This window comes from Saccharopolyspora kobensis, assembly GCF_900108315.1.
GTDB lineage: Bacteria > Actinomycetota > Actinomycetes > Mycobacteriales > Pseudonocardiaceae > Saccharopolyspora > Saccharopolyspora kobensis.
In genome coordinates this window covers 158523-178431 of sequence record NZ_FNVB01000009.1, presented here as the reverse complement: position 1 = coordinate 178431, position 19909 = coordinate 158523, and the positions used below count along the sequence as shown (strand labels likewise).

The 19909-nt window shown below is 71.6% G+C and carries 16 protein-coding genes; 3 read left to right on the top strand and 13 right to left on the bottom strand.

Annotated elements, in window-relative coordinates:
• Nucleotides 1-90: 90 nt before the first annotated feature.
• From C4T78_RS27980 to C4T78_RS27940, 9 genes are all read right to left on the bottom strand, one after another.
• Nucleotides 91-711, bottom strand: a complete 621-nt coding sequence (locus C4T78_RS27980) for a TetR/AcrR family transcriptional regulator (protein WP_093351553.1) — start codon at nucleotides 709-711, stop codon at nucleotides 91-93.
• 128 nt (nucleotides 712-839) lie between these two features.
• Nucleotides 840-3770: a translation initiation factor IF-2 N-terminal domain-containing protein gene (locus C4T78_RS27975; RefSeq protein ID WP_093351550.1), complete on the bottom strand. Its 2931-nt coding sequence runs from the start codon at nucleotides 3768-3770 to the stop codon at nucleotides 840-842.
• Nucleotides 3771-3935: 165 nt separating this feature from the next.
• Nucleotides 3936-4730: a TIGR03936 family radical SAM-associated protein gene (locus C4T78_RS27970; RefSeq protein ID WP_093351548.1), complete on the bottom strand. Its 795-nt coding sequence runs from the start codon at nucleotides 4728-4730 to the stop codon at nucleotides 3936-3938.
• A 238-nt stretch (nucleotides 4731-4968) separates the two neighbouring features.
• The gene (locus tag C4T78_RS27965) at nucleotides 4969-6933 is read right to left on the bottom strand and encodes a TIGR03960 family B12-binding radical SAM protein (protein ID WP_093351545.1); all 1965 of its coding nucleotides are present in this window, start codon (nucleotides 6931-6933) and stop codon (nucleotides 4969-4971) included.
• Between the two features lie 112 nt (nucleotides 6934-7045).
• A complete protein-coding gene (locus tag C4T78_RS27960; protein WP_235863479.1) occupies nucleotides 7046-7600 on the bottom strand; it encodes a GNAT family N-acetyltransferase in 555 nt (184 codons plus the stop codon).
• A gap of 5 nt (nucleotides 7601-7605) precedes the next feature.
• Nucleotides 7606-8016 (bottom strand): nucleoside-diphosphate kinase, encoded by a 411-nt coding sequence (gene ndk, locus C4T78_RS27955; RefSeq protein WP_093152336.1) that lies wholly within the window; start codon nucleotides 8014-8016, stop codon nucleotides 7606-7608.
• Nucleotides 8017-8121: 105 nt separating this feature from the next.
• Nucleotides 8122-8550 (bottom strand): type II toxin-antitoxin system VapC family toxin, encoded by a 429-nt coding sequence (locus tag C4T78_RS27950; protein WP_093351543.1) that lies wholly within the window; start codon nucleotides 8548-8550, stop codon nucleotides 8122-8124.
• Nucleotides 8540-8770 carry an AbrB/MazE/SpoVT family DNA-binding domain-containing protein gene (locus tag C4T78_RS27945; protein WP_093351541.1) on the bottom strand — a complete coding sequence of 77 codons (231 nt, stop codon included), beginning with the start codon at nucleotides 8768-8770 and terminating at the stop codon, nucleotides 8540-8542. The genes C4T78_RS27950 and C4T78_RS27945 overlap by 11 nt, the downstream gene beginning before the upstream one ends.
• A gap of 117 nt (nucleotides 8771-8887) precedes the next feature.
• A complete protein-coding gene (locus tag C4T78_RS27940) occupies nucleotides 8888-10432 on the bottom strand; it encodes an alkaline phosphatase D family protein (RefSeq protein ID WP_093351539.1) in 1545 nt (514 codons plus the stop codon).
• A 155-nt stretch (nucleotides 10433-10587) separates the two neighbouring features.
• On the opposite strand from C4T78_RS27940, the gene C4T78_RS27935 reads away from it, so the two are divergent.
• The gene (locus C4T78_RS27935) at nucleotides 10588-11688 is read left to right on the top strand and encodes a zinc-binding dehydrogenase (RefSeq protein WP_093351536.1); all 1101 of its coding nucleotides are present in this window, start codon (nucleotides 10588-10590) and stop codon (nucleotides 11686-11688) included.
• A 3-nt stretch (nucleotides 11689-11691) separates the two neighbouring features.
• Here C4T78_RS27935 and C4T78_RS27930 read toward each other — a convergent pair whose 3' ends face one another.
• From C4T78_RS27930 to C4T78_RS27920, 3 genes are read right to left on the bottom strand one after another with little or no spacing between them, the layout of a single operon-like run.
• Nucleotides 11692-12165, bottom strand: a complete 474-nt coding sequence (locus C4T78_RS27930) for a DUF4233 domain-containing protein (protein ID WP_093351534.1) — start codon at nucleotides 12163-12165, stop codon at nucleotides 11692-11694.
• Nucleotides 12162-13529: a bifunctional tetrahydrofolate synthase/dihydrofolate synthase gene (folC, locus tag C4T78_RS27925; protein ID WP_093351532.1), complete on the bottom strand. Its 1368-nt coding sequence runs from the start codon at nucleotides 13527-13529 to the stop codon at nucleotides 12162-12164. Before folC ends, C4T78_RS27930 begins: the two co-directional genes overlap by 4 nt.
• Before the next feature lie 40 nt (nucleotides 13530-13569).
• Nucleotides 13570-14019, bottom strand: a complete 450-nt coding sequence (locus tag C4T78_RS27920; protein WP_093351530.1) for a helix-turn-helix domain-containing protein — start codon at nucleotides 14017-14019, stop codon at nucleotides 13570-13572.
• Between the two features lie 28 nt (nucleotides 14020-14047).
• Between C4T78_RS27920 and C4T78_RS27915 the strand changes: the two genes are divergently transcribed.
• Complete coding sequence (locus C4T78_RS27915; protein WP_093351528.1) at nucleotides 14048-14776, top strand: methyltransferase domain-containing protein; 729 nt, start codon at nucleotides 14048-14050, stop codon at nucleotides 14774-14776.
• A 54-nt stretch (nucleotides 14777-14830) separates the two neighbouring features.
• Here C4T78_RS27915 and C4T78_RS27910 read toward each other — a convergent pair whose 3' ends face one another.
• The gene (locus C4T78_RS27910; protein ID WP_093351525.1) at nucleotides 14831-17464 is read right to left on the bottom strand and encodes a valine--tRNA ligase; all 2634 of its coding nucleotides are present in this window, start codon (nucleotides 17462-17464) and stop codon (nucleotides 14831-14833) included.
• A gap of 124 nt (nucleotides 17465-17588) precedes the next feature.
• Between C4T78_RS27910 and C4T78_RS27905 the strand changes: the two genes are divergently transcribed.
• Nucleotides 17589-19871, top strand: coding sequence for an FdhF/YdeP family oxidoreductase (locus tag C4T78_RS27905; RefSeq protein ID WP_093351523.1), 2283 nt, complete (start codon nucleotides 17589-17591; stop codon nucleotides 19869-19871).
• Nucleotides 19872-19909: the final 38 nt, after the last annotated feature.

The following is a 19909-nucleotide window of genomic DNA, read 5'->3' as shown; positions in this document are numbered from 1 at the left end:
CGAGCTCCCGGTTCGCCGCTTCTTGTGGCTGGGGCACGTCACGGTCCCCCGAGCCGCGGTTGAGCGGGAGCGACGTCGGTCCAGGGCCGCTCATGGCTTCTCCTGGTCTGCGCGGGTCGCGAGGTCGAAGGTGGTCGCGAGCTCGCGGGCGTAGAGGTCCGCGTCGGTGTCCGCTTCCGTGCCGAGGCGCAGCGCGACGCCGTCCAGCGCGTGGCGCAACGTCACCGCCATGACGTGCGGGTCGAAGTCCCGGAACTCCCCCGCCCGCTGACCGGCGCGGAACAGCTCGGCGAGGCCTTCGATCTCGCGGCGGTGCGGCAGCACCGGATCGCCGCCGCGCTCGTTGATGAGGATCTCCGTGAGCGCGCGGAGCTGGGGGTGGTGCGTGCGGTAGAAGTCCGCGCTGGCCTCGATGAACGCGCGGAGCTGCCCGCGCGCGGTGTCGGCGGCGACGACGCGGGCGCCCACCAGCTCCTCGGCCGTCCGGTAGACGTCGGCGACGACCTGCCGCATCAGCTCGGCCTTGTTCTTGAAGTGGTAGGAGATCATCCCGGTGCTGCTCAGCCCGGCGCGCTTGGCGATCTGCCCGAAGGAAGCGCGCGGGTAGCCGAGCTCGACGATCGCCTCGATGGCCGCCGCGACGATCTGCGCCCGCCTGCCCTGCTCGGTGAACGACCTGCTTTGCTCATCCGAGCTAAAATTTGCTCGCATGAGCAAAATCTAGCACGACCGAGCAAACCGGTCGGCGAATTCGGAGTCCGCGCAGGTCGGAGAGGCCTACCGGAAACGCGAAATGGCCGACCCGTTCGAGAACGGATCGGCCATTCCAGCTCGTCGGCTCAGCCTTCGACGGGCGGCCCGGCGGGCCGCGACGCGGCCCGGCGGCGAGTCCGGCGCACCGGCGCGGCCGGAGCCACCTCGGCCAGGCCGTTGTCGGCCGGCTGCACCGGCTCCGCCGGCTTGCTGACCACCAGCGGCGCCACCGCCGCGCCGGCGCTGCCGGCCGCTCGCGTCGCCTTCCGCCGTCGGCCGTTGGCCTCCGGCGCGGCCGTCGGCTTCGCCTCCGCGACGGCTGCCGCCGGCTGCTCGACCGGCTTCGCGGCCTCAGCGGGCTTCGCCGCTTCGACCGGCTTCGCCTCGACGGCCTCCGCCTTCGGCTCGGCCTGCACCGCTGCCGCGGGCGTCGCCTCCGCTGCCGCTTCGGCCTTCACCTCCGCGGGCTTCGCCTGCTCGGGCTTCTGCTCCTCGGGCTTCGCCGACTCGACCTTCGCCGACTCGACCTTCGCGGCCTCGGGCTTCGCGGCCTCGGGCTTCTCCGGCTCGGGCGCCTTCGCCGTCTCCGGCTGCTTCGGCTCCGGCTGCTCGGCTTCGTGCTGCTTGCCGCGGTTGCGGTTGCGGCGCGAGCCGTTGTTGCTGCTGCCGTTCCCGCCGCCGTGGCCGCCGTTCGGGTGGCTGGTGGGCTCGGTGGAGACCAGCAGGCCGCGGCCGCGGCAGTGCTCGCAGGTGCTGCTGTAGGCCTCCAGCAGGCCGGTGCCGACCCGCTTGCGGGTCATCTGCACCAGGCCCAGCGAGGTCACCTCGGCGACCTGGTGGCGGGTGCGGTCCCGGCCCAGGCACTCGGTGAGGCGGCGCAGCACCAGGTCGCGGTTGGACTCCAGCACCATGTCGATGAAGTCGATGACGATGATGCCGCCGATGTCGCGCAACCGGAGCTGGCGGACGATCTCCTCGGCCGCTTCCAGGTTGTTGCGGGTGACGGTCTCCTCGAGGTTGCCGCCCGAGCCGGTGAACTTGCCGGTGTTGACGTCGATCACCGTCATGGCCTCGGTGCGGTCGATCACCAGGTAGCCGCCGGAGGGCAGCCAGACCTTGCGGTCCAGGGCCTTGGCGATCTGCTCGTTGATCCGCTGCTCGGTGAACACGTCGTTCTTGCCGACGTGCTTGACCAGCCGCTGCGCCAGGTCGGGCGCGACGTGCTGGACGTAGGCCTCGATGGTGTCCCAGGCGTCGGAGCCCTGGACCGTCATCTGCGAGAAGTCCTCGGTGAACAGGTCGCGGACGACCTTGATCAGCAGGTCCGGCTCCTCGTAGAGCAGCTGCGGGGCCTGCGCGCCGGGGATCTCGGCCTTCTCCTTGATGACCTCCCACTGCGCCTGCAGGCGCCGCACGTCGCGGTCCAGCGCTTCTTCGCTGGTGCCCTCCGACGCGGTGCGGATGATCACGCCGGCGTTGTCCGGGACGATCCGCTTGAGGATCTCCTTGAGCCGCTTGCGCTCGGTGTCCGGCAGCTTCCGGCTGATGCCGGTGGCGCCGCCGCCCGGCACGTACACCAGGAACCGGCCCGGCAGGCTGATCTGGGTGGTCAGCCGGGCGCCCTTGTGGCCGACCGGGTCCTTGGTGACCTGCACCAGGACGCTGTCGCCGGTCTGCAGCGCCTGCTCGATGCGGCGCGCCTTGCCCGCCAGCCCGGCGGCGTCCCAGTCCACCTCACCGGCGTAGAGCACCGCGTTGCGGCCGCGACCGATGTCGACGAAGGCGGCTTCCATGCTGGGCAGCACGTTCTGCACGCGGCCGAGGTAGACGTTGCCGACCAGCGAGCCGGTGCCCGACGAGGTCACGAAGTTCTCGACGAGGACGTTGTCCTCCAGCACCGCGATCTGCGTCTGGTCGCCGTTCTGCCGGACGACCATCTTGCGGTCCACCGACTCGCGACGGGCCAGGAACTCGGCTTCGGAGAGCACCGGGGCCCGGCGGCGACCGGCCTCGCGGCCGTCCCTGCGGCGCTGCCGCTTGGCCTCCAGGCGGGTCGAGCCCTTGACCGCGCGGACCTCGTCGTCGCTGCTGTCCTGGCGGGTCTCGGTGGACGGCTCGCGGACGTGCACGACGGTGTTCGGCGGGTCGTCCTCGCGGGCACCGGTCTCGTCGTCGGCCGAACCCTTGCGGCGACGACGGCGACGGCGGCGGCGGTTCGACTCCCCCGCGCCCTCGGACTCGGCTGCGGGCTGCTCCTCGGCGGGCTCCTCCGCCGCGGGCTGCTCAGCGGTCTCGGAGTCCTCGGAGGCCTCCGAGTCGCCTTCGCCACCGGTCTCGGAGTCGGCACCGCGGCCACGACCGCGACCGCGGCGACCACGACGGCGGCGGCGCCGACCGGTGCCCTCGCCGTCCTCGTCGCTGTCGGCGGAGTCCTCCGGGGCCTCGGTCTTGGCCTCCGCGGGCTCCTCGGCCTCCGCAGCGGCGGCGGGCTCCGGCTGGGCCTTCGGTTCGGGCCGCGACTCCTGCGGAGCCGCGGACGGGGCCAGGAACATCGCCTCCGGCGCGGCGAAGACCGGCGTCAGCCCGGCCAGCGCGTTGCTCTCCGGAGCCGGCTCGTTCGCGGCCGCCGCGAAGTGCGCGGCCGGGATCGCGGGCTCGACGGCCGCGGGCTCCTGAGCAGCCGGTTCCTCGGCGGCCGGCTGCTCGGCCTCGGCCTGCTCCGGCTGAGCGGCCGCGGCCTCCGGCTCGGCCGGGGCCTCGGATTCGGCCACCAGCTCCGGGTTCAGGGCCTCGACGACCTGCAGCGCCACCTCGCGGGTGATGTTCGACTGCGCGCTGCGGACCGACTCGCCGATCGACTCCAGCGTGTTGATGATCTCCCGGCTGCTGGAACCCAGCAGCTTGGCCAGTGCGTGCACCCGGAGCTTGGCGGGCAGCTCGATCGTGCCCCGCTCTTCTCCGGTGGGTGTGGGCGATTGCCCGCTGGCGCTTCCAGCGGGGTTGTCCGTGTTCAACATCCAGCTCCTCCGCCCCCGGGCGCGTCCGGTGGACGCGGCCGCACAGAGGCATGTGCGTTCTTCGGTCTCCGCCGCCCGCGGGCGACGGCAATTCTGGTGTTCCCTCCGCCCCGGGCCTTCAGGCCGGGAAGTCACACGGCGGGTCGGCGACGTACGCGCCGTCCGTCATCCGGCCGTGGGCTCCCCTGCCGGACTCCGCTCGGCGCCTGAGTCCTGGGCCAACGGGTCGGCGATGCCGCCTCCGCCGTCGAGCCGACCCTGTTCCAGCCGGGTCGCGCTCGCGGCGGCCGACGGTTCCAGACCGGCGACGACACGCAGGGCGCTCAGTACGTCGTCGGGTCGTACGACGGGTGTTGTCTGCCGAACGACCGTTACAAGTATCCCATACGGTTCCGATGCCTTCGGCCAATCGTCCACCTGGGCGGTCGCGACGGAATTTTGATCACTCTCAGCGACCTCCGGGTGAGCGGTCTGGACCTCTGCGCTGAGCAGCGCCGCGCGGGCGTCGATGGTGCGGCGACCGTCCTTGGTCATCCGCTCCACCAGCGCCGTGTCCGCGGCCATCAGCGCGGTGACGGCGTCGCGCAGCTCCGCGACGTCCGTGCCGGGCAGGTCGATCCGCCACCGGCTCACCTCCAGCCGGTCCGCCAGCGCACCCGGCCGGGCCTCCGCGGCTTCGAGCACGTCGATGCCGTCGGGCAGCGCGGCGTTGAGCTCGGCGCGCAGCGCCTCGGGCTCCACCCGCTCCACGAGCTGCAGCTCCACGTACTCGGCCACGCTGGACACCCCGGTGGGCACCGCGCCCGCCCAGGACACCTTCGGGTGCGGGCTGAAGCCCTGGGAATACGCCATCGGTACCCCGGCCCGTCGCAGGGCGCGCTCGAAGGATCGCGCCACGTCCCGGTGCGAGGTGAACCGCAGCCGCCCCCGCTTGGCGTAGCGGAGTCGCAGCTTCTGCACCGGTGGAGCCGAGGGATTCGGATGATCTCGCCGACTCAGGATGCCCTCCCGACCATGATCGTCATCGGCGGTCCAGCGGACCGCTCCGATGCCGATGCTTGCTTGCTCAACCGCAGTGTGACAACACCTGCGGCCCAGTTTTCGAAGGAACGTACAACGCCTGCCGCTCCCGCACCGGGCCGGCGGGACCGGCGAGCGGCTCGGCCAGGAGGTCCTGACCAGCGCTCGCCGACCGCTCTCAGCCCTGGTTGAAGGCCGGGTTGCGGACCGGGGAGCCCTGCCCGACCGGGGAGATCGGCAGCAGCTTGCGCCCCGTCGGCCCGACCTCGATGTCGGTGCCCATGGTCGGGCACACCCCGCAGTCGAAGCACGGCGTCCACCGGCAGTCGTCCTGCTCGCGGGCGTCCAGCGCGTCCTGCCAGTCCGCCCACAGCCATTCCTTGTCCAGGCCGGAGTCGAGGTGGTCCCACGGCAGGACCTCGCCCTCGGTCCGCTCCCGGGTGGTGAACCAGGCCAGGTCCACGCCCAGCGGCTCAAGCTCGGCCGCGGCGCAGTCCACCCAGCGCTCGTAGGAGAAGTGCTCGTTCCAGCCGTCGAACCGGCCGCCCTCGCGCCACACCCGCTCGATGACCCGGCCGAGCCGCCGGTCACCGCGGGAGAGCAGGCCTTCGATCATCGACGGCTTGCCGTCGTGGTACCGCATGCCGATGTTGCGGCCGATCCGGCGATCGGAGTTGATCGCCTCGCGGAGCTTGCGCAACCGCGCGTCGACGGTGTCCGGGTCGGTCTGCGCGGCCCACTGGAACGGGGTGTGCGGCTTGGGCACGAACCCGCCGATGGAGATCGTGCAGCGGATGTCCTTGCGCCCGGAGGCCTCCCGGCCGGCGCGGATGACCTCCTTGGCCATCTCGGCGATCTGCAGCACGTCCTCGTCGGTCTCGGTGGGCAGACCGCACATGAAGTACAGCTTGACCTGCCGCCAGCCGTTGGCGAAGGCCGCCGAGACGGTGCGGATCAGGTCCTCCTCCGACACCATCTTGTTGATCACGCGGCGGATCCGCTCGCTGCCGCCCTCCGGGGCGAAGGTCAGCCCGGAGCGGCGGCCGTTGCGGGACAGCTCGTTGGCCAGGTCGATGTTGAACGCGTCCACCCGGGTCGACGGCAGCGAGAGGCCGGTGTTGGTGCCCTCGTAGCGGTCGGCCAGGCCCTTGGTGATCTCGGCGATCTCGGAGTGGTCGGCCGAGCTCAGCGACAGCAGCCCGACCTCCTCGAAACCGGTGGCCTCCAGACCGCGCTGCACCATCTCGCCGATGCCCTCGATGGAGCGCTCCCGCACCGGCCGGGTGATCATGCCTGCCTGGCAGAACCGGCAGCCGCGGGTGCAGCCGCGGAAGATCTCCACGCTCATCCGCTCGTGCACGCTCTCGGCCAGCGGCACCAGCGGCTGCTTCGGGTAGGGCCAGTCGTCGAGCTCCATGGTGGTGCGCTTGAAGACCCGGTACGGCGCGCGCTCGTTGTTCGGCACGACCTGGTCGATCGCGCCGTCGGCCCGGTAGGAGACGTCGTAGAACTTCGGCACGTACACGCCGCCGGACTCCGCCAGCCGCAGCAGCAGCTCGTCGCGGCCGCCCGGTCGCCCCTCCGCCTTCCAGCGGCGGATCGCCTCGGTGATCTCCAGGACGGCTTCCTCGCCGTCACCCAGCACGGCCGCGTCCAGGAAGTCCGCGATCGGCTCCGGGTTGAACGCCGCGTGCCCGCCGGCCAGCACGATCGGGTGATCATCGGTGCGGTCGGCGGCGTGCAGCGGGATCCCCGCCAGGTCCAGCGCGCCGAGCAGGTTGGTGTAGCCCAGCTCGGTGGCGAAGCTGACGCCCAACACGTCGAAGGCACCGACCGGCCGGTGCGCGTCCACGGTGAACTGCGGGATGCCGTGCTCGCGCATCAGCGCTTCGAGGTCCGGCCACACCGCGTAGGTGCGCTCGGCCAGCACGTCCGGCTGCTCGTTGAGGATCTCGTAGAGGATCTGGACGCCTTGGTTGGGCAGGCCGACTTCATAGGCGTCGGGGTACATCAGGCACCACCGGATGGCGGTGTCGTCCCACGCCTTCAGCGTCGCGTTGAGCTCCCCACCCACGTACTGCACGGGTTTGGAGACGCGCGGCAGCAGCGGTTCCAACCTGTCGAAAACGGACTCCACACGCACCCAACCAGGGTAAAGGCCCCGGCCCCACCGAGGAGCCCGGGGCGAATTCCGATGAGGTCTTCCATGCACTTCTCGCGCCCGCGATCATCCGGCGCGAGCCGCTCGTTCCGGATCACCGCACCCGGGATCCGACGTCCCGGGTGAACCAGATCTCGTCCCGGTCGTCGCCCGGCGCGACGCGGACCGCGCCCGGCCAGCGGCCCCGCTCGACCCAGCCGAGGCCCGCGTAGAAGCGCTCCAGGCCGTGCCCGCTGCGGGTGACCAGGTCCAGCATCTCCAGGCCGATCGCCTGCGCGTGCACCAGCGCCGCGTCGTGCAGCTGCTTGCCCCAGCCCCGGCCCTGCAGGGCCGGGTCGACGGCCAGCCAGACGAGCTCGCCGGTGTGCGTCCGGACCGGCAGCTGCCGCGGCCGCAGCACCGCGATGCCGACCAGCACGTGCTGCTGGCCGATGGTGATCAGGTGCGCCTGCTTGCCGCGCACCTCCTCGACCAGCTTCGCCGCCGCGGCCCGCAGCTCGTCCAGCGAGTCGGTCGGGCTGAACCCGGCCGCGCCGCCGGCCGCGGTGACCCGCGCCCACAACCCGGCCAGGGCCTCCGCCAGGTCCGGGTGGACGGCATCCACCCGGTGCGGCCCGGTGACGAAGCCGTCCGGGTCGATGCCGGTCACGGGTTTCAGACCTCCGGGAACCAGAGCTTGAGCTCGCGCGCGGCCGATTCCGGCGAGTCCGAGCCGTGCACCAGGTTGAACTGGACCTCCAGGCCGAAGTCGCCGCGGATGCTGCCCGGCGCCGCCTTCTCCACCGGGTCGGTGCCACCGGCCAGCTGGCGGAACGCGGCGATGGCGCGCGGGCCCTCGACGCACGCGGCCACGACCGGGCCGGAGGTGATGAACTCGATCAGCGAGCCGAAGAACGGCTTGCCGTCGTGCTCGGCGTAGTGCTGCTCGGCCAGCTCGCGGTCGACGTTCTTCAGCTCCAGAGCGACCAGCTTCAGGCCCTTGCGCTCGATCCGGCTGATCACCTCGCCGACCAGGCCGCGCTCGACTCCGTCGGGCTTGACCAGGACCAGGGTGCGCTCGCTCACGGTTCTCCTCCTTCGTCGCCTTGGGCGCCCGGTGCCGTCACGCACCGCGCCCGATTTGCCCGCCAGCGTATCGATGCAGGTGACACGCCCGACGGCGGGGCGGCATCACTCCGGGGCGATCAACTCCACCGTCGGGAAGTACGTGCGGTACCGGCGCGCGTCGCGCGTCAGCAGCCGCAGCCTGCTGACCGCCGCGTGCGCGCCGATGTAGAAGTCCGGCAGCGGCGATCGCTTCTCGCCGCCCCGCTTCCGGTACTGCTGGAAGCACTTCCCCGCGAGGAACCCCGCCGACCACGGCAGCGGCACGCGCACGAAGAAGTCGTCCGGGAACGCCTCGTCGACCTCCTCGATGCCTTGGAAGCGGACCGACACCTCGGAGAAGATCAACGGGTTGATCACCAGCGGTCCCTCGTCCGCGGCCTTCTCCAACGCGGCCGCCGACCAGTCGAACCACTCGGCGTCCGCGATCACGAGGTCCAGCAGCACGTCGGAGTCGACGAGAGTGGCCGGCGGTCGGGCCGGCTCACTCGCCACGGGTCAGTTCCATGATCTCGTCGGTGGTCATCCCCTCGCCGCTGGCCCGCCCCCGCAGGTGCTCGACGATCCGCTGCCCGCGGCTCGGCACCGAGTGGTCGCGGGTGAGGATCAGCGCGTCTCCCTCCAGCCTGATCGCGATCTGATCCCCGGGCCGTAATCCCAGTTCACGGCGCAGGTCGATCGGGATGGTGACCTGCCCCTTCTCCGTCATCTTCATGAAGTAAGAATACGACTTTTCCTACTCCTACTTCCACCGATTAACTCGATCGTGGCTGGTCAGCACGGCGCGCGACACCCGCCGGACCGCAGCCCGGCGGGTGTCGCGCGCGGCCGGTCAGCGCTGCGGGTCGAGGGTCTTCGCCCAGAGCGAGCGACCGCCCTGGTCGCGGAGGTCGACGCGCAGCCGGCCGGTGCGGGCGTCGATGTTGACCTCGCCGAAGTGCTGGAAACCTTCCAGCGGCGAGGCGCCCTGCCTGCTCGGCGCGCTGACGAACACCTGCTCAGGGCCGAAGGTCGGGTCCAGCTCGTTCGGGCCGAACGCGCCTGCGTGCAGCGGGCCGGAGACGAATTCCCAGAACGGGTCGAAGCCCTCGAAGGCGGCGCGCTCCGGGGAGTACTCGATCGCCGCCGAGTAGTGCACGTCCGCGGTCAGCCAGACCGTGTTGCGCACCCGTCGGCGGCTGATCTCCTGCAGCACCCACGCCAGCTCGGCCTCGCGGCCGTTGGGCGCACCGGGCAGTCCGTTGGCGACGCCCTCGATCGCGTCGCCGTCGGGCACCACGATGCCGATCGGCATGTCGGAAGCGATCACCTTCCAGGTCGCCCGGGACCGGCTGAGCTCGTCGACCAGCCACCGCGCCTGGCGCGCGCCGAGGATCCGCTCCGGGCCGGTGCCCGCCGAGTTCGGGTCGCGGTAGCTGCGCATGTCGAGCACGAACACGTCGAGCAGCGGGCCGTGCGACACCTTGCGGTACACCCGGCCGTCGACCGCGTCCTGGCGGCGGGCGGGCTGCCACTCGTGGAACGCCTGGAAGGCCCGCCGGGCGAGCACGTCGACGCGCTTCTCGGTGTACTTGTCGGAGTCCAGGACCTCCCCGGGGTACCAGTTGTTGGTGACCTCGTGGTCGTCCCACTGCACCAGTTGCGGCACCTGGGCGGCGAACCGGCGGAAGTTCTCGTCGAGCAGGTTGTAGGCGAACTGCCCGCGGTACTCGGCCAGCGTTTCGGCCACCTTGGACTTCTCCGGGGTGACGATGTTGCGCCACACCCGCCCGTCCGGCAGCACCACCGACTCCTGCAGCGGGCCGTCGGCGTACACGGTGTCGCCGCTGTGCAGGAAGAAGTCCGGGTTGCGGGCGGCCATCGCGTTGTAGATCGTCATGCCGCCGACGTCCGGGTTGATGCCCCAGCCCTGCCCGACGACGTCGCCCGACCACAGGAACCGCACGTCGCGGCGAGCGCGCGGCGCGGTGCGGAAGGTGCCGGTCAGCGGCTCGCTGTCGACCCGGCCGTCCAGGTCCTGGGCGACGACGCGGTAGTGCAGCCGCTGCCCGGGCGGCAGGTGCGGCAGCAGGAGTTCGCCGGTGCCGTCGGTCTCCGGGGTCAGCAGCGGGCCGGGGATCCGCCGCGCACCGCGGAAGTCGGCGTGGCGGGAGACCTCGACGAACATCCGCGACGGCCGGTCGGCGCGGGTCCACACCACGGCGCCGTCCGGACGCGGGTCGCCGAGCTGCACGCCGTGGGTCAGCACGGGACGTCCGGAGCGGGCGAAGGCCGGGGCACCGGCCAGCAGGCCGGAGGCGGCGAGTCCGGAAGCGGCGAGTCCGGTGGCGGCACCCCGCAGCAGGGTGCGCCGGTTCAGCGCGGGATTGGTGCTCATGCGCCGGTTCTATCCGCGCCAGGCGGCTGGTGGCTCACCTCGGACCGACGCCCAGGTGAAGAGTTCGTGCCGATCGCGGGCCTGGTGCGCGGCGGTGCGGCGCGATAGCTTCACCGGCGAACCGACTGGCCGGTCTGTCTGACGAGGAGACCCGGATGCGCGCTGCTGTGCACACCGCCGCGAACCAGCCGATGCGGATCGAGGAGCTCGCCGATCCGGTGCCGAGAGCGGGTGAGGTCGCCATCGACGTGCGGTCCTGCGGCGCCTGCCACTCCGACCTGCACGTGCTCAAGGGTGAGCTGCCGTTCCCGGTTCCGGCGGTGCTGGGGCACGAGGTCGCGGGTGTGATCTCCGAGGTCGGGCCCGGTGTCACCGGGCTCGCGGTGGGCGACCCGGTGGTCACCAGCTTCATCATGCCGTGCGGTCAGTGCGCGCAGTGCGCGCGCGGCAACGAGGAGATCTGCCTGCGGTTCTTCGAGTTCAACCGGGGCAAGGGGCGGCTCTACGACGACGAGACCAGGCTGTTCCGGCCGGACGGCGACGCGGTGTGGATGTACTCCCAGGGCGGGCTCGCCGAGCGGTGCGTCACCCCGGCGACCTCGGTGTACCGGGTGCCCGACGGCGTGGAGCTGACCGACGTGGCGTCGGTGGGCTGCTCGACCATGACCGCCTACGGCGCGCTGCGCCACGCGGCCGACCTGCGCGTCGGCGACACCGTCGCGGTGGTCGCGGCGGGCGGTGTCGGGTCGGCGCTGATCCAGCTCGCGTCGGTGTTCGGCGCGTCGATGATCATCGCGGTGGACATCAGCGAGGAGAAGCTGGCCGGTGCCCGCGAACTGGGTGCGACGCACGTGGTCAACTCGGCCGAGGTGGACGCCCCGGCCGCCATCCGCGAGCTCACCGGTGGCCGAGGTGTCGACGTCGCCTTCGAGGCGCTGGGCGCGGTGCCGACGTTCGACGTGGCGCGCGACTCGGTGGTCGAGGGCGGGCAGGTCGTGGTGGTCGGCATCGCCGCCCGCGGCACCGCTGGCGAGTTCGACCTGGCGACCATGGCGCGGCGGAAGCTGCAGATCAAGGGCTCCTACGGCGCCAAACCGCGCCGCGACATGCCGGTGCTGCTCGACCTGGTCGCCCGGGGCCTCCTGCGCCCGCAGGACGCGATCAGCCGCCGCTACGCCTTCGACGAGGCTCAAGAGGCCTACGACGCGCTCAACCGCGGCGAGATCATCGGCCGAGCCGTCATCGACATCGGCTGACCGTCAGTCGGTCTTGTCCTCCGGCGGGTGGCCGGGCGGGTGGCCGAGCTGGTCGTAGAGCTGGCCCTCGCGCATCCGGCGGGCGACGTCGTTGCGCAGGTAGAGGATGAAGCCCCAGATCGCCGCGAAGATCGCGCCCATGATGCCGACCGACGGGTGCACGAAGAAGCACAGCACCATCGCGCCCTGCAGCCCCAGCGCCACGGCGAGACCCCACGGGCGGCGCTGCACGAAGGCCGCCGCCAGCATCAGCACCGAGAGCACCGCGACGATGACGAACCCGGCGCTGGACACGCCGCCGCCGAACCGCCACACCACCGGCAGCGCCAGCATGAAGGTGATGAACTCCAGCACCAGCGTGCCCGCCATGATCCCGCGCAGGCCCTTCCACGGGTCGCGCACACCGGGCGGCGCCTCGGGCAACCCGTTGCCCGGTTCGGGCTTCTGCTCGTCGCTCAAGGCAGCTCCACCACTCATGCCGGTTCCTTGCCGAACAGGGCTCGGGCCTCGCCCGCGGTCACCACCGAGCCGGTGATCACCACGCCGCCGCCGGACACCGATTCACCCGGGTCGTCGGTCTCCTCGGCGAGCTGGATCGCGGTCTCCACCGCGTCGTCCAGCCGCGGTTCGACGACGATGCGGTCCGGGCCGAAGATGTCCTTGGCCACGCCCGCCAGCGCGTCGGGATCCATCGCCCGCGGCGAGGAGTTGCGGGTCAGCACGATCTCCTCGACCACCGGCTCCAGCTCGGCCAGGATGCCGCGCGCGTCCTTGTCGCCGAGCACGCCGACCACCGCGACCAGGCGGCGGAAGGAGAACTCCGAGCTGAGCGCGTCGGCCAGCGCCCGGGCGCCGTGCGGGTTGTGCGCGGCGTCGACGAGCACGGTCGGCGCGGAGCGCACCCGCTCCAGGCGGCCCGGGGTGATGACGCTCGCGAAGCCCTCGCGGACCCGCTCCACGTCCAGCTGGCGATCGGCGCCTGCGCCGAAGAACGCTTCCGCAGCGGCGAGCGCGAGCGCCGCGTTGCGGGCCTGGTGCTCGCCGTGCAGCGGCAGGAACACCTCGTCGTAGACGCCGCCCAGCCCCTGCAGGCTCAGCATCTGCCCGCCGACCGCGACGGTCCGGGACAGCACGCCGAACTCCTGGCCCTCGCGGGCGACCGTGGCGTCGACCTCCGCGACGCGCTCCATGATCACCTGCTGGGCCGCCGCGGGCTGCGCCGCGACCACCGCGATCGAACCGGGCTTGATGATCCCGGCCTTCTCGGCGGCGATCCCGGCGATGTCGTCGCCGAGGTACTCGGCGTGGTCCAGCGCGACCGGGCAGACCACCGCGATCTTGGCGTCGGCGACGTTGGTGGCGTCCCAGCTGCCTCCGAGCCCGACCTCGACCACCGCTGCCTCGACCGGCGCGTCGGCGAAGGCCGCGAAGGCCATTCCGGTGAGCACCTCGAACTTGCTCATCCGCACATCGCTGCGGGAGTCCACGATGGACACGTACGGCGCGACGTCGCGGTAGGCCTCGACGTAGGCCTCCGGGCTGATCGGCTTGCCGTCGATGCTGATCCGCTCGGTGGCGACCTGCAGGTGCGGGCTGGTGTAGCGGCCGGTGCGCAGACCGAGCCCGGACAGCAGGGCATCGGTCAGCCGGGAGGTCGACGACTTCCCGTTGGTCCCGGCGATGTGCACCACCGGGTAGCTGCGCTGCGGCTCGGCGAGCAGATCGGTGAGCGCCCGGATCCGGTCCAGCGACGGTTCGATCTTGGTCTCCGGCCAGCGTTCGTTGAGCTCGGCCTCCACGGCGCGCAGCTCCTGCAACGCGGCGGGATCGGTGCCGGACAAGTGCCCACTCCCCTGCGAACGACGAAATGTCGAGGTCAGTCTACGTCTCCGCCCCCGGTCGCGGAGGCCGCCCCGATCCGGCGGGCCGGACAAAGCGGCCGGCGACCGATTCGTCGAGCACCCGCTGGAAGTGCGGGCAGGTGGCGATGTCGGCGTGGTCGCAGTCCAGTGCGCACTCGATGAGGTCCAGCGAGGACCGGAGCTCGTCGATGCGCCGCCGGAGTTCGTCGCGGTGCTGCCGCATGATCCGCCGGCGCGCGCCGGGCTCCGCTGTCGACAGCACCTCGCGGATGGCTTCGAGGCCGAGGCCCGCCTGCTTGGCGCGGAGGATGATCGCCACGCGGTAGAGGTCGTCCTGGCCGTACCGGCGACGCCCGGAGACCCGGCGGGGTGCCAGCAGCCCCATCGACTCCCAGTGCCGCAGGACGTGCGCGGCGAGCCCGAAGTGCGCGGCGAGGTCGCCGATGGCGAACTCGGGTGTTGACTTCACGTCGACATGAAGTCGCAGGCTCGGCGGCATGTCAACCGAGAACCTGATCGAGATCCTCGACCGCTTCGACTCGCTGCCCGGCTCGGTGCGGCTGCGCGAGCGGTCCTACCAGCTGCTGCCCGCCGACGGGCTGGTGGCCGACATCGGCTGCGGAACCGGGCGGGCCGTTGGTGAGCTGCGAGAACGCGGTGTGGCGGCGATCGGGCTGGACGTCGACCGGGACATGCTCGCGACGGCGCGCGAGCGGCTGCCCGGCGTCGACTTCCGGCTGGCCGACGCCGGTGCGCTGCCCTTCGCCGACGGCGAGCTCGCGGGCTACCGCGCGGAGCGGGTCTTCCACGCGATCGCCGATCCGGCGGCGGCGCTGGCCGAGGCCAGGCGGGTGCTGGCGCCGGGCGGCCGCATCGTGCTGCTCGGCCAGGACTGGGAGGGAATCCTGATCGACTCCGACGACGTGGCGACCACGCGCGCGGCGGTGCGGGCGCGGCTCCGCACCGTCGCCCAGCCGCACGTCGCCCGCCAGTACCGGAACCTCCTGCTGGACAGCGGTTTTCGCGACGTCACCGTCGAGGTCCACACCGGGTTCTTCACCGACGGCATCGTCTTGCCGATGCTGCTCGGGCTGGCCGGGGCCGCTCGCGGCGTGCTCGCCGACGCACGAGTGGAGTCGTGGATCGCCGAGCAGCGCCGCCGGGCGGAGGCAGACCGCCTCAGCTGCGCCATCCCGATCTTCCTCGCCGCCGCCACCAACCCGTGACGAACGCGAAGGGCGCCCCCGGAGTCCGGGAGCGCCCTTCGCAACGGCAGTCGATCAGCCCTGCGGGAGACCGTCCAGGCGGGCCTTGATGCGGTCGATCTCGGTCTGCGCCGCTTCGCGGCGGGCCTTGATCTTCTCCACCACCTCGGCCGGGGCCTTGTCCAGGAACGCCGGGTTGGTCAGCTTCTTGTCCGTGCCGGTCAGCTCCTTCTCGGCCGCCGCCAGGTCCTTCTCCAGGCGCTTGCGCTCGGCGGCGATGTCCACCGCCCCGGAGAGGTCCAGCTCCACCGACACGTTGCCGCCGGTCAGGCCGACCTCGATGGAGGCCGAGGAGGTGAAGCCGTCGGCGGGCTCGGTGATGCGGGCCAGCGACCGCACCGCGGGCACGTGCTCGGCCAGGCCGAGCTCGACGGCGCCGCCGAGCTTGGCCGCCACCCGCTGCCCCGGCTTGAGGCCCTGGTCGGACCGGAACCGGCGGATCTCGGTGATCAGCTTCTGCACCGCGGCGATCCGCTGCGCGGCGGCCTCGTCGGCCACCGCACCGGACGGCTTCGGCCACTCCGCGACGACCACCGACTCGCGACCGGTCAGCGCGGTCCACAGCGTCTCGGTGATGAACGGGATCGTCGGGTGCAGCAGGCGCAGCAGCACGTCGAGGACGTGCCCGAGGACCTCGCGGGTCCGCTCCGCCCGGTCACCGCCTGCGTCCAGCTGGACCTTGGTCAGCTCCAGGTACCAGTCGCAGAACTCGTCCCACGTGAAGTGGTAGAGCGCTTCGGTGGCCTTGGCGAACTGGAAGTCCTCCAGCAGCTCGTCCACATCGGACACCAGCTGGTCGGTGCGGTCCAGGATCCACCGGTCGGCGTCGGTGAGCTCGGAGCGGTCGGCCAGCCGCTCCGGCACCTTCGCGCCGTTCATCATGGCGAACTTGGTGGCGTTGAACAGCTTCGTGCAGAAGCTGCGGGAGGCCGCCACCCACTCGTCGCTGATCGGCGAGTCGGTGCCCGGGTTGGCGCCGCGGGCCAGCGTGAAGCGCAGCGCGTCGGTGCCGTAGGTGTCCATCCACTCCAGCGGGTCCACGGTGTTGCCCGCGGACTTGGACATCTTCTTGCCGTGCGCGTCGCGGACCATGCCGTGCAGCACGATCTCCTTGAACGGCTCGACGCCGTCCATCGCGTACAGGCCCATCATCATCATCCGGGCGACCCAGAAGAAGAGGATGTCGTAGCCGGTGACCAGGACGCTGGTCGGGTAGAACTTGCGCAGGTCCGGGGTGTCCTCCGGCCAGCCGAGCGTGGAGAACGGCCACAGGCCCGAGGAGAACCAGGTGTCGAGCACGTCCTCGTCCTGGTACCAGCCCTCGCCCGACGGCGGTTCCTCGTCCGGCCCGACGCACACGACCTCGCCGCCGGGGCCGTACCAGATCGGGATCCGGTGGCCCCACCACAGCTGCCGCGAGATGGCCCAGTCGTGCAGGTTGTCGACCCAGTCGAAGTAGCGCTTGGACATCTCCGGCGGGTGGATCGCCACCCGGCCGTCGCGGACCGCGTCACCGGCCGCCTTCGCCAGCGGGCCGACCTTGACGAACCACTGCAGCGACAGCCGCGGCTCGATCGGCTCCTTGGAGCGCGAGCTGTGCCCGACGCTGTGCCGGTACGGGCGCTTCTCCTCGACGATGCGGCCCTGCTCGCGCAGCGCCTCGCGGACGGCGACCCGCGCTTCGAAGCGGTCCATGCCGTCGAACTGCGTGCCGGTGTGGGCGATGCGGCCCTGCTCGTCCATGATCGTCATCATCGGCAGGTCGTGCCGCTTGCCGATCTCGAAGTCGTTCGGGTCGTGCGCCGGGGTGACCTTGACGGCGCCGGTGCCGAACTCCGGGTCGACGTGCTCGTCGGTGACGACCGGGATCTTGCGGCCGGTCAGCGGCAGCTCGATCTCGGTGCCGACCAGGTGCCGGTAGCGCTCGTCGTCGGGGTGGACCGCGATGGCGGTGTCGCCGAGCATGGTCTCGATCCGAGTGGTGGCCACCACGATCGAGCTCTCCCCGTCGCCGTAGCGCATGGAGACCAGCTCGCCGTCGACCTCCTTGTGCTCCACCTCGATGTCGCTGATCGTCGAGCGCAGCGCGGGCGACCAGTTCACCAGCCGCTCGGCCCGGTAGATCAGGCCGTCGTCGTAGAGCTTCTTGAAGATCGTCTGCACCGCGCGGGACAGCCCCGCGTCCATGGTGAAGCGCTCGCGCGACCAGTCGACGCTCTCACCGAGGCGCTTCATCTGCCCCAGGATCGCGCCGCCGTACTGCTCCTTCCACTGCCACACCCGCTCCACGAACGCTTCGCGGCCGAGTTCGCGGTGGTCGATGCCCTGGTCGCGAAGCTGGCGCTCGACCAGCGTCTGCACCGCGATGCTGGCGTGGTCCATGCCCGGCAGCCACAGCGCCTCGTAGCCCTGCATCCGGCGGCGCCGGGTGATGATGTCGATCTGGGTGTGCTCGTAGGCGTGCCCGATGTGCAGGTTGCCGGTGACGTTCGGCGGCGGGATGACGATGGAGAACGGCGGCTTGTCGCTGCCTGCGTCCGCGGTGAAGTATTCGGCGTCTACCCAGCGCTGGTACAGCTCGGCCTCTACGTCGGCTGGATTCCAGGTCGACGGAAGTTCACGGTGCTGAGCGGCATGGGTCTGTGTCACGGGGTGGATTCTACGAGCCCCGGTCCAGCGGGTTTTCCGGGCATCACCCGGGTCGCGACCAGCGCTGACGTGGCGCTGGACACCCCGCCGCGCCGCGCCGCGCGCGGTGTCGCAGGCTAGGCCCATGTCGCGTGGAGCTCCTGAGCAGGACATCGACGAGAACGCCCTCCGTGTCGGCGAGCCCGGCCACGCCGCGGCCGGTGTCAAAGGCGTGCTGGTCTCGCTGCGGCGCGGCTGGGAGCAGATGGGCGTGACCCGCACCGCGCGCACGTTGCCGCTGCTCAACCAGCGCGACGGCTTCGACTGCCCAGGCTGCGCGTGGCCCGATCCGCGCGAGGCCGAGGGCGACAAGCGCAAGATCGCCGAGTTCTGCGAGAACGGCGCCAAAGCGGTCGCCGAGGAGGCCACCACCCGCCGGGTCGGGCCGGAGTTCTTCGCCCGGCACAGCGTGGCCGAGCTGGCCGAGCGCACCGACTACTGGCTGGGCCAGCAGGGACGGCTCACGCACCCGGTGATCCTGCGCGACGGCGACACCCATTACCGCCCGATCGAGTGGTCCGAGGCGTTCGAGGTGATCGCGGAGCGGCTGCGGGCACTCGGTTCGCCGGACGAGGCCGCGTTCTACACCTCGGGCCGCACCAGCAACGAGGCCGCTTTCCTGTACCAGCTGCTGGTGCGCAGCTTCGGCACGAACAACCTGCCGGACTGCTCGAACATGTGCCACGAGTCGTCCGGGTCGGCGCTGACCGAGACCATCGGCATCGGCAAGGGATCGGTGTCGCTGTCCGATGTGGAGCACGCCGACCTGGTGCTGGTGGTCGGTCAGAACCCGGGCACCAACCACCCGCGGATGCTGGCCTCGCTGGAGAAGGTCAAGCGGCGCGGCGGGCGGATCATCGCGGTCAACCCGCTGCCGGAGACCGGGCTGATGCGGTTCAAGAACCCGCAGAACGCCCGCGGCGTGGTCGGCGACGGCACCCAGCTGGCCGACGAGTTCGCGCAGATCCGCATCGGCGGCGACCTGGCGCTGTTCAAGGCGATCAACGCGCTGGTGCTCAAGGCGGGCGCGGTGGACCAGGACTTCGTCGACGGCTGGACGCACGGCTTCGCGGAGTTCGCCGCGCAGGCCGCCGACGTCGACTGGGAGGCCACCGCGGAGGCCACCGGGCTGCCGCGGGAACAGATCGAGCGGATCGCCGAGATGGTGATGTCCTCGCAGCGCACCGTGGCCTGCTGGGCGATGGGGCTCACCCAGCACAAGCAGGGCGTGGCGACGATCCGCGAGGTGGTCAACCTCCTGCTGCTGCGCGGCATGATCGGCAAGCCCGGTGCCGGGGTGTGCCCGGTGCGCGGCCACTCCAACGTGCAGGGCGACCGCACGATGGGCATCTGGGAGAAGATGCCGGAGAAGTTCCTGGCCGCGCTGGAGGACGAGTTCGGCGTGCCGGTGCCCCGCGAGCACGGCCTGGACACGGTGGACACCATCCGCGCGATGCGCTCCGGCCGGGTCAAGGCGTTCCTCGGGATGGGCGGCAACTTCGTCTCGGCCACGCCGGACACCGAGGCCACGATCCGCGCCCTGCGCGACTGCGAGCTGACCGTGCAGGTGTCGACCAAGCTCAACCGCTCGCACGCGACGCCGGGCCGCACCGCGCTGATCCTGCCGACGCTCGGCCGCACCGAACGCGACGTGCAGGCCGGCGGCGAGCAGTTCGTGACCGTCGAGGACTCGATGTCGGTGGTGCACCGCTCGCGCGGCCGCCTCAAGCCCGCTTCGGACCGGCTGCTGTCCGAGGTCGCGATCGTCTGCCGCCTGGCCCGCGAGCTGCTCGGCCCGCAGCACCCGGTGCGCTGGGAGTCCTTCGAGCGCGACTACGACGTGATCCGCGACCACATCGCGAACGTGGTGCCGGGCTGCGCGGACTACAACCGCAAGGTCCGCGAACCGGACGGCTTCGTCCTGCCGCACCCACCGCGCGACAGCCGGACGTTCCCGACCGCGACCGGCAAGGCGAACTTCACGGTGAACGTCCCGGAACCCATCGAGGTCCCGGCCGGCCGCCTGCTGCTGCAGACCCTGCGCAGCCACGACCAGTACAACACCACGATCTACGGCCTGTCCGACCGCTACCGCGGCATCGAGGACGGCCGCCGAGTGGTGCTGGTCCACCCGGACGACATCGCCGAACTCGGCTTCGCAGCGGGAGATCTGGTCGACGTGGTCTCCGAGTGGGAGGGCGAGGAGCGCCGGGCGGAACGCTTCCGCATCGTCGCCTACCCGACGGCCCGGGGCTGCGCGGCGGCCTACTACCCGGAGGCCAACCCGCTGATCCCGCTGAACTCGGTGGCCGAGAAGTCCAACACCCCGGTCTCCAAGGCGATCATCGTCCGCCTGGAGCGGATCTGAGGTGCGCTTCGGGGCGTCGTGGCGCCCCGAAGCGCTCG